The sequence below is a fragment of the Pseudomonas sp. 9AZ genome (assembly GCF_902506525.1).
GTDB classification, from domain to species: Bacteria; Pseudomonadota; Gammaproteobacteria; order Pseudomonadales; family Pseudomonadaceae; genus Aquipseudomonas; species Aquipseudomonas peli.
This window is the reverse complement of record NZ_LR733840.1, coordinates 3636300-3649970: the sequence shown is the minus strand read 5'-3', so window position 1 is coordinate 3649970 and position 13671 is coordinate 3636300. Positions and strand designations below refer to the sequence as shown.

The 13671-nt window shown below is 59.9% G+C and carries 16 protein-coding genes; 7 read left to right on the top strand and 9 right to left on the bottom strand.

Annotation, left to right across the window (positions count from 1 at the left end):
- Positions 1-3: 3 nt before the first annotated feature.
- Positions 4-774 carry an FCD domain-containing protein gene (locus ALTER154_RS17100; RefSeq protein ID WP_160088790.1) on the top strand — a complete coding sequence of 257 codons (771 nt, stop codon included), beginning with the start codon at positions 4-6 and terminating at the stop codon, positions 772-774.
- Here the strand turns inward: ALTER154_RS17100 and ALTER154_RS17095 are convergent.
- The 7 genes from ALTER154_RS17095 to ALTER154_RS17065 are packed head-to-tail and all read right to left on the bottom strand — an operon-like array spanning position 771 to position 7232.
- On the bottom strand, positions 771-2243 hold the full coding sequence (locus ALTER154_RS17095) for an ATP-binding protein (RefSeq protein WP_160088788.1): 1473 nt from the start codon (positions 2241-2243) through the stop codon (positions 771-773). The two genes, ALTER154_RS17100 and ALTER154_RS17095, sit on opposite strands and share 4 nt — an antisense overlap.
- 1 nt (position 2244) lies before the next feature.
- Positions 2245-2901, bottom strand: coding sequence for a response regulator transcription factor (locus ALTER154_RS17090; protein WP_090255290.1), 657 nt, complete (start codon positions 2899-2901; stop codon positions 2245-2247).
- A gap of 44 nt (positions 2902-2945) precedes the next feature.
- Positions 2946-3596, bottom strand: a complete 651-nt coding sequence (locus ALTER154_RS17085; RefSeq protein WP_160088786.1) for a hypothetical protein — start codon at positions 3594-3596, stop codon at positions 2946-2948.
- Between the two features lie 12 nt (positions 3597-3608).
- On the bottom strand, positions 3609-4400 hold the full coding sequence (locus ALTER154_RS17080; protein WP_160088784.1) for an SDR family oxidoreductase: 792 nt from the start codon (positions 4398-4400) through the stop codon (positions 3609-3611).
- 9 nt (positions 4401-4409) lie between these two features.
- Complete coding sequence (locus ALTER154_RS17075; protein ID WP_090255284.1) at positions 4410-5063, bottom strand: TenA family transcriptional regulator; 654 nt, start codon at positions 5061-5063, stop codon at positions 4410-4412.
- Positions 5063-6559, bottom strand: a complete 1497-nt coding sequence (locus tag ALTER154_RS17070) for an AMP-binding protein (protein ID WP_160088782.1) — start codon at positions 6557-6559, stop codon at positions 5063-5065. Before ALTER154_RS17070 ends, ALTER154_RS17075 begins: the two co-directional genes overlap by 1 nt.
- Entirely contained in the window at positions 6543-7232 is a 690-nt protein-coding gene (locus ALTER154_RS17065) for a thermostable hemolysin (RefSeq protein WP_160088780.1), read from the bottom strand. The genes ALTER154_RS17070 and ALTER154_RS17065 overlap by 17 nt, the downstream gene beginning before the upstream one ends.
- A gap of 211 nt (positions 7233-7443) precedes the next feature.
- Between ALTER154_RS17065 and ALTER154_RS17060 the strand changes: the two genes are divergently transcribed.
- The 3 genes from ALTER154_RS17060 (at position 7444) to ALTER154_RS17050 (ending at position 8954) form a co-directional block, all read left to right on the top strand.
- Positions 7444-7857, top strand: coding sequence for a hypothetical protein (locus tag ALTER154_RS17060; protein ID WP_160088778.1), 414 nt, complete (start codon positions 7444-7446; stop codon positions 7855-7857).
- 166 nt (positions 7858-8023) lie between these two features.
- Positions 8024-8605, top strand: coding sequence for a DJ-1/PfpI family protein (locus tag ALTER154_RS17055; RefSeq protein ID WP_160088776.1), 582 nt, complete (start codon positions 8024-8026; stop codon positions 8603-8605).
- A 46-nt stretch (positions 8606-8651) separates the two neighbouring features.
- The gene (locus ALTER154_RS17050; RefSeq protein ID WP_160088774.1) at positions 8652-8954 is read left to right on the top strand and encodes a ribbon-helix-helix domain-containing protein; all 303 of its coding nucleotides are present in this window, start codon (positions 8652-8654) and stop codon (positions 8952-8954) included.
- Here the strand turns inward: ALTER154_RS17050 and ALTER154_RS17045 are convergent.
- Positions 8951-9961, bottom strand: coding sequence for a DUF4917 family protein (locus ALTER154_RS17045; RefSeq protein ID WP_160088772.1), 1011 nt, complete (start codon positions 9959-9961; stop codon positions 8951-8953). The genes ALTER154_RS17050 and ALTER154_RS17045 overlap by 4 nt on opposite strands.
- A 5-nt stretch (positions 9962-9966) precedes the next feature.
- The gene (locus tag ALTER154_RS17040) at positions 9967-10902 is read right to left on the bottom strand and encodes a DMT family transporter (protein ID WP_160088770.1); all 936 of its coding nucleotides are present in this window, start codon (positions 10900-10902) and stop codon (positions 9967-9969) included.
- A gap of 82 nt (positions 10903-10984) precedes the next feature.
- Between ALTER154_RS17040 and ALTER154_RS17035 the strand changes: the two genes are divergently transcribed.
- The 3 genes from ALTER154_RS17035 (at position 10985) to ALTER154_RS17025 (ending at position 13465) form a co-directional block, all read left to right on the top strand.
- A complete protein-coding gene (locus ALTER154_RS17035; RefSeq protein WP_160088768.1) occupies positions 10985-11497 on the top strand; it encodes a MarR family winged helix-turn-helix transcriptional regulator in 513 nt (170 codons plus the stop codon).
- A 47-nt stretch (positions 11498-11544) separates the two neighbouring features.
- Positions 11545-11886: an FKBP-type peptidyl-prolyl cis-trans isomerase gene (locus ALTER154_RS17030; protein WP_160088766.1), complete on the top strand. Its 342-nt coding sequence runs from the start codon at positions 11545-11547 to the stop codon at positions 11884-11886.
- Between the two features lie 100 nt (positions 11887-11986).
- Positions 11987-13465 carry a hypothetical protein gene (locus ALTER154_RS17025; RefSeq protein WP_160088764.1) on the top strand — a complete coding sequence of 493 codons (1479 nt, stop codon included), beginning with the start codon at positions 11987-11989 and terminating at the stop codon, positions 13463-13465.
- The last annotated feature ends 206 nt before the right edge of the window (positions 13466-13671 follow it).

Sequence of the window (13671 nt, the reverse complement as noted above, 5' to 3'; positions counted from 1 at the left end):
GCTATGGAAGTGGGATCGGTACGGCAACGCCGTTTGTCGGACGATATCGTTAGCCAACTGGAAACCCTGATCCTCGAAGGCACGCTCAAGGCTGGCGAACGCTTGCCCGCCGAGCGCGTATTGGCCGAGCAGTTCGGTGTGTCGCGGCCATCGTTGCGTGAGGCGATCCAAAAGCTGGCGGCCAAGGGCTTGTTGGTTAGCCGGCATGGCGGCGGCAACTATGTGGCGGAAACCCTCGGCTCGACTTTCAGTGACCCACTGTTGCACCTGCTGGAAAGCAACCCCGAAGCCCAGCGCGACCTGCTCGAGTTTCGCCACACCCTTGAAGGCTCCTGCGCGTTTTACGCTGCCCAGCGCGCCACCGAACTGGATCGCCAGCGCCTGACTGACGCCTTCGCTGCGCTGCAGGATTGCTATAGCCGCAGTGGCAAGGTGACCCGCGCCGAAGAGGGTGCCGCCGATGCCAACTTCCATTTGGCGATTGCCGAGGCCAGCCATAATGCCGTGCTGCTGCACACCATTCGCGGGCTGTTCGACCTGCTCAAGCGCAACGTGGTGACCAACATCGGCGGCATGTATGCCCAGCGTGATGAAACCCGCGACATGCTGATTGAGCAGCACCGCGCCTTGTTCCAGGCAATTATCGAAGGCCGTGCCGAAGACGCACGTGCGCTGTCCAACCGGCATATCGACTACGTGCAGGAAGTGCTCGCCGACGTGCAGCAACAGGCCCGCCGTGAAGAGCGGGCGCAGCGCCGAGGCATTACGCGCTAGCGTCGTCTGGGTAGGCGCACCGCGACTTCCAGGCCGCCGAGGGGGGCGTCGCCGAGGCTGATGCTGGCGCGGTGCAGTTCTACCACGCGCAACACGATGGACAGCCCAAGGCCAGCGCCCTGGCCGGCGCCAAGGCGATAGAACCGTTCGAAGAGTTTTTCCCGCTGCGCCTGTGCGACGCCGGGTCCGCTGTCCTGCACGCGCAGCACGATGGCATCCGCCTGAGCCTCTAGCTGAACCCGAATACGGCCCCCGTCAGGGGTGTATTGCACGGCATTGCTGATCAGGTTTTGCAGCAGGGTGCCGAGGCTTGGGCCATCCGCCAGCAACTGATAATCCGCTGGCTCCAGGGCATCCAGGTCAAGTTCCTGATGACGCTCCAGCGCCAGTGGAATCAGCTCTGCCAGCTCGTTGCGCACAAACCCGAGCAGGTCCAGCTCGCGCATGGCCAGTTGCGCCACATTGGGTTCCAGGCGCGCCAGGGTCAGCAGTTGAGCCACCACCCGAGTGGCTCGCTCGACACCGCTGCCGAGCTGGCGCAGGGCATCGTTACGGTCTTGCGGGTCAGGCGCGTCGAGGGCGTTCTGGGCGTGAATACGCAGCACTGCCAAGGGGGTGCGCAACTCGTGGGCCGCATCAGCGATAAAGCGTTTTTCCTGGTCCAGCAGGTGGTTGACCTGCATCAGCAAGCGGTTGAGCGAGGCACCCATGGGCTCCAGCTCGTGTGGCAACGGGCCAAAAGTCAGTGGCGCGAGGTTGTCAGGGGCGCGGGCCTTGATCGATTCGGCCATGCGCTGCAGTGGGCGCAAGCCAAAGCCCACGGCCAGCCAGAGCAGTAGAGCCAGCAGCGGCAAACCGATCAGCAGTGGTTGCAGGGTGCGCCGGGCAATCTTGCCAGACAGTTCGCCACGCACGTCCTCACGCTCACCCACCAGTACCCAGTGGTGATCGACGTTGTCGTGCAGCACAAACACCCGCCAGCGGTGCTCGCCCAAGGTCAGGGTGTGATAGCCGCTGAGGTACTTGGCCAGTCGATTGAGACGTTCACTGATCGGCTGTGAGTCGGCCGGCAGGTTGAGGCCGAGCTGGGCGATCATCTCCATCAGCAGGCCTTTCGGGGCGCTGGCGGATTGGAACACCAGCTCGCCGTTGTCGTTAAGCATCTGGAAAGCCAGTTTGCTTTCGTAGCTGTGCCCGAGCAGGCCGTCGAGGTTACGCGGGCTGTTTTTCAGCAGCAGGGCTTCATCCAGCGCAGTCTGCAGGTCGCGGCGCGAGTCGGCCGACAGCTCGTGACGGACCAGGCCCATAAGCACCCGGGAGGTCTGCGCCAGCTGGGCGTCGAACAGCTCTTCCACTTCATGGCTGGCATCGCTGTAGATCTTGTGGCTGATCAGCCCCAGGGTCACGCTGAGCAAGGACAGCAGCAGCACCAGCAAACGCGCACGGATCGAGCGCAACACCTTCGGCATGTTATTTATCCACCAGGTAGCCGACGCCGCGCACGGTGCGGATCAGCTCGGGAAAGAATTTTTTGCGCAGGTGGTGCACGTGTACTTCCAGGGCGTTGCTCTCCAACTCTTCGTCCCAGCCATAGAGAGCCTGCTGCAGCTTGTCGCGGGTCATCACCCGGCCGGGCTGGGCGAGCAGTTCGTGCAGCAGGAGAAACTCCTTGCGCGGCAGATTGACCGCCTGGCCCTGATAGCTGACGGCCTGGCTGACCGGGTCAAGGCTGATGCCACGGTATTCCAGCGCCGGTTGCGGACGGTTGAAGCTGCGTCGCAGCAGGGCGCGCAGGCGGGCTTTGAGTTCAGCTACATCAAAGGGTTTGACCAGGTAATCATCGGCGCCGGCATCCAGCCCGGCGATGCGATCACTGGTGGAGTCACGGGCGGTCAGTACCAGCACGGGCACCGGGTTGGCGGCCGCGCGCAGGTGCTTGAGCACCTGCAGGCCGTCCATGCGTGGCAGGCCCAGGTCGAGGATCGCCAGTTCAAAACTCTCGCTGGTCAGGGCATGCAGCGCACTGCTGCCATCCTGTACCCAGTCGACGGTGTACCCCTCGGGTTTGAGGGCGGTGCGAATACCTTCGCCCAGGGCGTTGTCGTCTTCGACCAGCAGAATGCGCATGCAGTGATTCCCGGTGTGTTCTATCCAAACTCGCGTGGGCGAGATTACTCCAATTCGGCGTTGACCTTGGCCAGCAGCGCTTGAATTTCCGCTTTGCGCCCGGCGTCGGCAGACAGGCGATTAGGTCGGGCAGGCGCTTGCAAGGCTTTTTCCAGTGCCACTTTTGCCTCAGCGTAGCGTTTGGCGCGGGTCAGATAGTCCGCGTAAAAATAGTTGGGATCAATGCCATCCGGGTTGATCGCCAAGGCCTGCTTGAGCATGGCTTCGGCCTTTTCGTCATCGCCAAAGCCTACCGGCCAACCGGGCACTTGGTAGTACAGGCTGCCGAGGCTGGTGTAGGCCGAGCCGGACAGCGCCTTGGGGTCGAGCGCCAGGCCCTGCTCCAGGCTGGCCTTGGCTGCCTTGACCAGACCCAGCGCCCCCAGGCCGCCTTTGGCACCGGCGTAGGTGCTGAGAATGATGCCGTTCCAGATCTGCAGCTCGGCGGCGTTCGGCTCCGCGGCGACGGCTTTTTGCGCCTGTTCGCTGAGGCTGGCGAAGGCTTTTTCGCGCTGTTCCTTGGGCAGCTGATAATTGATCTCGGCCCAGCGGTCTTGAAGGCTTTGCAGCTGTGCCTGGCCTTGTTCGCTCAAGGCGAAACTGGGCAGGCTGATGAGGCAGAGCAGCGTGCAGGCGGCGGTGCGGAAAAGCGTCATGAGTATGTCCTCTTAAGGTTTGCTGCGCGCAAAGCGCTGGATGATGGGCAGTTGTTTACGCAGGGCTTGATCGACCAGGCGCGGCAGCAGGCTGTTGAGGCGCACGAAGAGTTTCTCCGGCCAGCCCAGGTAGCGCTCCTCTTCCTCACGGCGTATGGCTGCCAGCAATTGCAGAGCAACGTTGTGTGGGTCGTCCATGGCGACGTTCAGTTCGTCATTCATGGCCACCACCTGGGCGCCGTTCATGCGGGTTTGAGTGGCGCGTGGGGCGAAGTAGAGAACCTTGACCAGGGTGTCGGCCAACTCGCGGCGCAGCGCTTCTGAAAACCCGCGCAGGGCAAACTTGCTGGCGCAGTAGGCTGTGAAGCCGGGGTAACCGATGGAGCCGAACGTCGAGCCCAGGTTGACCACCAGAGCTCGGCCCTGTTGCCGCAGCAGCGGCAGCAGGCGGTGAGTCAGCTGCAAGGTAGCGGTTACGTTGAGTTCGATCAGCTCGGCGATGGCGGTTTCATCATGCTGCTCCAGCAGGCCGAAGTGATTGACCCCCGCAGCATTGATCAGCGTGTTGATGCCGCCAAAGCGTTGCGCGGCGGCGACCACGGCTTCACGGCCGCTGCGTTCGCGGATGTCCGCAGTCACCAGCGTGACCTTGCCGGCGTGGGCCTCGGCTAGCGCTTGCAGGGGTTCGGGCTGGCGGCCAACCAGCAGCAGATGGGCACCTTCGCGCAGCAGTTCGGCGACCAGTGCCTGGCCAATCCCACCACTGGCCCCGGTGATCACGGCGCGGCATTCAGGAATATTCATCGCTAGTCCTCAGGCGCTCAGCGGCAAGCTACGGAACATATCGCCGTAGAGGCGATAGACCACTTTGGCGGTGTGCACCACGGCAGCTTTGTCGTCGTCGTTGTCGAGCTGATTCATCAGTTTTTTGAAGAATTCGATGTGTTCCAGGTCCAGGCTGCCGTGGGAACTCAGGTAGCTGAAGGCCTTGTTCGGCAGTTGCAGCTTGTCCTGAATGACTCCGGCCACCTGGGTAGCCAAGGCAATGCTGGTACCTTCCAGCACATTGACCATGCCGAAGAAACTCACCGGGTTGTGCCGCGCGATGCGGTCGTAGACGTAGCTGACCATCAGTTCGGTCGGCAGCTTGGGCGTGCCGTGGCGCACCGCTTCTTTGTCTGCACCACACACGGCGATGTCGTTGAGCACCCATTCCTGGTGGCCCGTTTCTTCCTCGATGTATTCGCCGATAGCTTCGCGCAACCACTCCAGCCGTTCTGGCAAACGCGCGCCGCAGGCCATCAGCAAGGGCACGGTGTGTTTAACGTGGTGATAGGCCTCGGTGAGGAAGGCCACGTAGCTGTTCAGGCTGACGGTGCCAGCCATGGCCTGGGCAATGATCGGCGCACTGAGCAGGTAATTGCGTTCAGCGCTGGTGTGTTCAAGCAGGGATTCGTAGAAGCTCATCAGGCATCTCCATAGCAGGATTCGGTGGCCATCAATTGCTCGATGGCGTGCTGGTAGTGGTTAAGCAGGGCTGTACGCCGCAGGCGGCCATTGCTGGTGGCCAGCGCATTGGCACTGCTGAAAGGTTGTTCGGCGCGCAGCCAGTGGTGCACGCGGGCGTAGTCGGGCAGGGCTTGGTTGGCCGTCGCCACGGCTTCGGCCAATTGGCTGTCAGGGGTATTCGGGAAGCGCGGCACCAGCACGGCAACGTTGCCGGGCAGTGCTTCGCCATGCAGCCAGGCCTGGGCGATTGGCAGTTGCTGGACTAACTCGGCCTCGACCCACTCCGGGTTGACGTTGCGGCCAAAGGCGGTGATGAACTGGTGTTTCTTGCGCCCGTGCAGCACCAGGAATGGCCCGTCGAAATGGCCCAGATCACCGGTGCCCAGCCACTCCTCGTCAGGGCATGGTTCGCCCAGGTAACCAAGTAGGCGTGGACCTTGGACCATCACCTCGCCGTCTGTAGCCAGGCGTACCTGCAGGTGTGGCAACGGTTGGCCGACGGTGCCGATACGGCGGTTTTCCGGGGTGTTCAGGCACACCACTGAGGCGCACTCGGACAGGCCGTAGCCTTCGAACACCGGCAGCCCCAGGGCGTCGGCACGTTGCAGCAATTGGCTGGCGACGCGGCCACCGCCGACGGCGATAAAACGCAGGCTGCTCGGCAGGGGTAGGCGATTTTCGCCGGCGCTGACCAGCGCCAGCAGCAGTTGCGGCAGCAGGATCAGGCTATTGGGCTGCGCCTGAGCCAGGGCGCCGAGAAAGCGCGGCAGATCGAACTGGCTGGCACCGAGGAGACCGATCTGCGCCATCGGCATCAATTCAATCCGTGCGCCGGCCAGCAGAGGGGCATAGACCCCGGCAATGTTCTCCAGCAGGGTGGCCAGCGGCAGGACGCACAGGTGGCGTTCGACCGCGCAGCTGGCGCTGGCCTGCACCAGGCTCTGCGCCACCGCCAGTTGCGTGGCGATATCCAGGCATACACCTTTGGGTTGTCCGGTGGTGCCGGAGGTGTAGGTGATTTTGCAGGTGCCGACCGGCAACGCGCTGACCTGCGACCGTGGGCGTTGCAGCACAGTGGTGGTAGCGGTTTTTGCACTCGCAGCTGCGCTTGCGTTGAAACCCAGTGCGCTGAAAAGCGGGCTGGCCGGACCGATCAAGCAGTCAATGCCTGCGCTATCGAGGACATGCACCTGCTGGCCGCTGGAAAAGAAACCCGGCAGTGGCACGCAGACCAGCCCTGCATGCAGAGTGGCCAGGTCCCAGAGCACCCAGTCGATTCCGTTATCCAGCGCCAGGGCGACACGTCGGGCGCCGAGGTGCTGCAGGTATACGCTGCGCTGTCCGACCTCGCTCAGCAGCTGGGCGTAGCTCAACTGTTGCTCACCTTCGCGCAAGGCAATCGCCTCGCCAAAGGCGGCCAGGCGGTTAAACAGGGATTCAGCGGCAGGCCACATCAGGCATGTCCTCCAGGGCATAAAAGGCTTGATGGGCCAGGCGTGGGTAAGCGCCCAACTGCAGCAAACGCTGATGGCCGGCGTAGATGTCGCCAGCCATCACGTGCGGTTGGTTGTCGTAGTAGCTGCCCCAGTCCGCCAGCTCATCGCCCACGCAATCCGGATTGGCCGGGCCCAGCGGTACGGGCGTTAGGCCCAGGCGCTGAAAACTGTTGAGCAGGGCCAGGGTGCCGGTAAAGGTCACCCAGCGATAACCCAGCGCCACCAGCAGGTCGGTCAGTGCCACGATCAGTAAGCGCGCGGCGCCTGGGCTGCCCGCCGCCAGGTTGCCGACCTCGACCAGTTGCGCCCGCTGCGGTGCATGGGCCACCTGGCGTGCGGCAATAACCTGCTCCGCTGGGTGCTCAAGGTAGCGTTCCAGAAACAGCGGCCCACTGGCGGCGCTGCGCAGGCCCACCGCACCGAGCAACTGACCGCTGCTGTCTTCCAGGCTGAGCAGACAGGGCATGAAGTGACGGATGCGCGCCTGATGTTGAGCGGCAAAGCGCTCGCCAATAAACGCCTCAATTCCTGCTCGGCGCGGGCTGTCGGCGTTGGCCAGGAAAAGGCTGAGCGGCTGTTCGCGGCCGATCTGTGCAAGTGCAGTGTTGTGATACACCCAAGGCAGCTCCATAACCGGAACCTCATCTGAGAACTTGGGTGTGAGTGTCTGCCGCCAGTCTTAACGCTAAATTAAGTCACACAATATTCAGCCGTGAGACGGTCGCAGGCATTTCATTGCTTGCGTTGCAGCCACCACAGCTCATAGCCTGCAAAGCCTGACTTGCCGAATGACGGTAAGTTGATCAGCCCTGACCTTAATCGCCAAACGCTCGGAGATAGTTATGCCCCCTATGGATACTGAGCAACAACTGGCGGCCCGTCTGGCCATCCTGGAAAACCCTGACGCGCAGGACTGCACCGTCTACCGCGCCGATGATCAGGACCAGGAAGCCGAGGAAGTGGATCTGGGTGATGCCAAGGTGCTGTTCTGCGGCCCGTTTGAGGCGCCTGCCGATTGGGATGCAGCGGAGCGTGAGGACTATTTCGGCGAAAGCGCGCCTGAGCTGTTCGTCAATGCACGCATCGAGTGTGAAGCCAAACCGGGCTCAAACAGCCATTTCACCGTGGACATCGGTGACTATGTAGCCGCCCAGCCGGGGCTGGGGGAAGTCGTGATGTTCTATGTGCACGATTATCTGGAAGACGACACCGGCTGCACCTATGTGCTGCTGCGTGATGAAGAGGTGCTGGAATAATCCAGCCACCGCGCTGGGCTTCTTGCTGAAGCCCAGCCATACGCGCCTTTCTTCATTTTCCGCTGACCGTCTATCCGCCATCTGCCCTGTAGTACCGGGTTATTACCCGCGTCTGGCTGATCGGGATAACACTCTGTGCTTCTCAACCCAGAAAGGGAGCAGGCACATGGCAGCGAAGAAGATTCTGATGCTGGTCGGCGACTACGTCGAAGACTACGAAGTGATGGTGCCGTTTCAGGCACTGCTGATGGTCGGTCACCAGGTGCACGCGGTGTGCCCGGACAAGACCGCCGGGCAGAGCGTGCGCACTGCCATCCACGATTTTGAAGGTGAACAGACCTACAGCGAGAAGCCTGGGCATAACTTCGCCCTTAACTTCGACTTCGCCCAGGTCAAAGCCGAAAACTACGATGCCCTGTTGATTCCCGGTGGCCGCGCCCCGGAGTACCTGCGCCTGAACGCTCAGGTGCTGGCGCTGGTGCAGGCCTTCGACAAGGCCGGCAAGCCGATTGCGGCGGTCTGTCATGGCGCGCAATTACTCGCCGCTGCTGGCGTGCTAAAGGGTCGTGAATGCAGCGCCTACCCGGCATGCGGACCGGAAGTAACCCTGGCGGGCGGGCGCTATATCGATATCGCCGTGGACCAGGCCCATGTGCAGGGTAATCTGGTCACCGCTCCGGCCTGGCCGGCGCATCCCAACTGGCTGGCGGCATTCCTCGGCCTGCTCGGCACGCAGATCACGCTATAAACTGTTGGGGCCAGTCAGGCCCCAATATTCAGGGAGGTGAGCCGCCATGTGCGAGCTGTATGTCAAAGCCGATCCGATTCTCTACGAGTCCCGCGCCCGTTCGCTGCGCATCCGTGGCGTGGTCACCACCCTGCGCCTGGAAAACCAGTTCTGGGACATCCTGCGCGAAATCGCCGAAGTCGACGGCATGACCACCAATCAGCTGATTACCAAGCTGTATGACGAGGTGATGGACTACCGCGGTGAGGTGGTGAATTTCGCCTCGTTCCTGCGCGTCAGTTGCACCCGCTACCTCAGCCAGCGCCGTGTGCCGGCTGAGCTAAGTCTGGTGCGTTCGATCCAGGGTTAAACGCCAGTGGGGATGCGCAGCGCAGGGTCACCCAGCGGGTGGCTGAGCGCATCGAAGAAGCGCAGCTCCACCTGCTGCTCGGCGAACAGGCTCGCGTAGTGCTGCTTCTGCTGCGTGATAAACAGCGGGTTGTGCGGGTAGATCGAGATCGCCAAGGTTTTCAGCCCGGCCTGCTGCAAAGCCTGGATCAGGTGCTGGTCCTGCGCGGCCAGGCTGTGGCCAAAGATGCACAGCTTGTCCTTGGGCTGCGCCAGCTGGCTGTAGCAGAACGACAGGTAGTCAGAACTGCGGATGGCCTTGAGCTTGTCCGCGCTGCTGCCTTCGTTGACGAACAGCGGGATATCGCCGAGCTGGTTGATGGCGAAACTGGCCAGCAAGGTGCTTTCCGATGAATTGAGAATGCGCGTGCTGCCATCGATGTTCTTCACCAGGTGCATGCCGCCGTGCAGGTAGAGCATGCGCGTGGCGTTGCCCTGGCGCTGGCAGTCGCCGGGGGCGAAGGTTGAATCTGCGCCCCTGAACATATCTTCAAACGCTTCAGGGGCCTGCATCACGGCCCAGTAGTTGAGCAGGTCGTAATTTCCGGAATAGACCGTCTGATATTGGCTAAGCGCGCTGTTGATCCGCGCCAGGCTGGCAGCCTGCATCTGGCTCCAGGGAATATGCACCGCGCGCACGGCGTGGATCAGCGCTTCCTTGATGGCGAAGTAGCGATGGCGCGGCGACGAGGAGTTGATGGTCAGCGCGGCATTCACCCGGATGCTGTTCTTCAGCGCGCTGAGCACCTGCTCGAAATTGCTGGTGTCCAGGGCGCGGAACACGCTGAGCTCGGTCGCGCTAAGCGGGCGATTGCGGGTGGTCTGCGCTTCATCGAACAGCGAGAAGTAGGCGAACTTGCGCCATACCGCCAGGCTCGCGCCATTGCCGATCAGCAGCTCGGGGAAGCCGATGCTGCTGTTCAGGGTGTTCCAGTCTTCCAGTTCGCCAGTAAATGCCGGGGTTTGCATAATCGCTAGTTGTCGCCTTGGGCCGTCGGGGTTGTGCAGCGCGCGACTTTAACATGGGGCACGGTAACTTCTGGCTTGGCCGCTGCGGCCCATTGCACCGCCAGGATGCTGCCCAGTACCGCGATCAGCCCCAGCAGCGCCACACCGGTGATGCTCTGCCCGAGCAATGCCCAGCCCAGCAGCACCGCCACCAGCGGGCTAAGCAGGCCCAGGGACGACACCGCCACAGGCGCTAGCCGGGCGATACCGCGAAACCACAGCACATAGGCCAGCAGCGCGCCGAACAACGACAGATAGGCGTAGCCCAGCCACTGCAACGGGCTTAGCTGCGGCAGCGGTGGGTCGATCAGCCAAGCCACCGGCAGCAGGAGCAAACCGCCAATCAGCAACTGCCAGCCGGTAAACGCCAGCAGCGGCACAGTCGGCCGCCAGCGTCGTGTCAGGTAAGTGCCGCTGGCCATACAGGCGGTGCCGACAAAGGCGGCGACAATCCCGATCGGGTCCCAACTCGCCCCCGGTGCCAGCAGCAATGCAGCCATCCCGGCGATACCCACCACACTGGCAGCAACCGCCACAGAGGCCGGCCTCTGCTGATCCATCGACCACACCAGACCCATCACCAGTAGCGGTTGAATCGCCCCAACCACCGCCGCCAAGCCGCCCGGCAAGCGGTACGCGGCGACAAACAGCAGCGCCTGAAAGAAGCCGATATTCAGCGCTGCCAGCACCAGCAGGCGTGGCCACTCGCTGCGCCGGGGTAGGTAGCGGCTGTACAGCACCAACAACAGACCGGCGGGCAGGGCGCGCAGCAGCGCGGCGGTAAACGGCCGGTCCGGCGGCAGAATCTCGGTGGTGACGATATAGGTCGAACCCCAGATGGCAGGTGCCAGAGCGGTGATCAACACATCCATCCAGGTGCTACGCGATGCTGAGCGGCCCATGCATTTGTCTCGCATTCAAGATAAAATGCGAGGCTATTAGCAACTTGTCTTGAGTTCAAGATAAATTTCCAGAGGTAAGCCAATGGCAGTCCAGCGACAGATGGATGCGGTCGATGCAATTCTTCAGCAGTGGCACCGCGAGCGGCCGGACCTGGATGTCAGCCCGATGGGCGTTATCGGTCGGCTGGGGCGCTGCGCGGCGCTGTTGCGGCGTGAACTGGACAAACTGTTCAGCAGCTTTGGCCTGACCGCCTGGGAATTCGACGTGCTGGCCACCTTGCGCCGTTCCGGCGAACCCTACCGCCTGGCCCCGACGACGCTGTTCTCGACCCTGATGGTCACCTCCGGCACCATGACCCGGCAGCTGCAGCAACTGGAAGCCGCAGGCTGGGTCAGTCGTATAGCCAACCCCAGCGACGCGCGCAGCATGCTGGTGCAGCTGACCCCGGCCGGACTGGAGCTGATCGACCGCGCGGTAACCGCGCATGTGGCGAATGAAGCGCGACTGCTGGCGCCGATCGCCGCCACCGAGCTGGCGCAACTGGAGGCGCGGCTATCCGAGTTGCTGGCGGTGCTGGAACCGGCTGGCGAGTGATTTTCTGCAAACTTGGCCGTGAGCAGGCCTGTTAGACGAGGTGCATGATGAGCAACGAATTGGTGATCGAAGATATTCAACTGGGTGACGGCAGGGAAGTGGTCAAAGGTGCGCTGATCACCACCCAGTACCACGGGTTTCTCGAAGATGGCAGTACGTTCGACTCTTCCTATGATCGCGGCAAAGCCTTCCAGTGTGTGATTGGCACCGGCCGGGTGATCAAGGGCTGGGACCAGGGCCTGATGGGCATGAAAGTCGGTGGTAAACGCAAACTCTTCGTACCGTCGCACCTGGGCTACGGCGAGCGCCAGTTCGGCGCGCATATCAAACCGCATTCCAATTTGATCTTTGAGATTGAACTGCTGGAAGTGCTGACGCGGGATGATTGATGCGTTGCCTGAGTCGGTACGGATCGAATGATGGTGATCGCTGTGCTTAACCCACCCTACGAGCTGTGTAAGATGTGGCCTTAATTTGAAGGAGAGTCAAATGACGAGATGGATTCACGAGTTTGATCAGCACCCCTTTAAGACCATATGGCCAGAGTTACTTGAGGTAGTTGCGCCGTTAGACGTCGATGATCAAACGGTATCGACAACTGTAGAAGAGTTGGCAAGGCTGAAAAAGGTTCTTACATTTGTCGATAGCATAATTACGAATGCCGATATTGAACTTACACCTAAGAAAGTTTGGGCTAATTGTCATAATCAAGCCGACGCATGTTTACAACAAGTTAGAGCGTACGAATCAAACCGAAATGCGGCGCATCTTGTTCAAGCTAACGAGCATGCTGACAATATTTTGACGTACGTGCGCCCATACATGGTTTCACCTGAGCAGGCTTTGGAAGCATACGGCGCTGCTGTTCAGGCTTTCTCGAATCAAATATCAGCGTATGTGGATTCCTTCCAAAAACGAACTTCAAAAATTCAGAAGGAACTTGCGGGTGCCGTAGATAAAATAATCGGGAAGCAGCAAGAAATTGAAGTTATCGAGCAGCGCGTAAAGCAGTTCGATGAGTATTTATTTGTAGGTGTTGACGGGAACGACTCAGCCGATGCTTACATAAAACAGATGGTTTCTAGTGTCGAGAGTGACCATAAAGAAGTGGAAACTTTACATCAGAAGCTTCTCCAAGGCCCTGAATCTACATCCGAGAAAGTTACGGGCTATGCAAGCGATATTTATCAGCTGCGAGACTCGCTTAATGAATTGCTTGCTTCATCCACATCAAAGCACAAAGAGCTAGAAAGTTTTTACGAGCGAATTTTCGGTCGTCCGATGGCGGATGACGATGAAATACAAGATGGGGGGTTGAAGCAAGAACTCGACGTTCGTCTTGAGCAGCTTGATAGGCATGAGACCGAGCAGAAAATACGTCAAGAAGCCTTGTTTACGAGCATAGAGTCTTTGTTGCCTGGAGCCACGAGCGCAGGTCTTGCATCAGCCTACAAGTCACTAAAAGAACATTTTAAAAGACCTATTGCTCAGTACACGCAAGCTTTTTATGCCTCAATGCTGGCCTTGTTTCTCGGTGGGTTGGCATTGGTCTTAGATAGCGTAACTATCTCGCCGTTTCATATTAAATTTGTGGAGGTGATGAGTTGGGAGGAAATGCTTCGCACACTTCTTGCGCGGTCTCCAATTGTAATACCTGTGGTTTGGATCGCAATATTTTCGGCGACTCGCCGTAGTCAGTATGAAAGACTTCAGCAAGAGTACGCTCACAAGGAAGCTTTTGCTTCTTCTTATGAAAGTTATAAAAAGCAGCTTCAGGAGCTTCAGGTTGATGCAGATGAGTTGCAGAGAGAATTGATAGCAAAAGCTATTGAGGCTATCTCCTTCAATGCTTCCATAACTCTTGATGGTAAGCATGTTGAAAAGTTGCCAATGCATCAATTGCTCGAAAAGATAAATCTTGAAGATCTCAAGAAGGTTCTGGAGCTTTCAAAAGGTAAGTCTGGTTGATGTTGCTCTTGCTAAAATTTTGCGGTCAGTTAGTTTCCAGGTTTTAGTTTTTGCTAATCAGTGATTGCTCTGGGTTAAGTGGGTTCTGTCATTTAAATTTTCGGGTTTCTAAAATTAATAATCCCGGCGCAAGCCGGGATTATTATGGTTGCAGTAGTGCTGGCATTACTTCGAACGCCAGATGCCTGTATTTTTCTATTGTATGA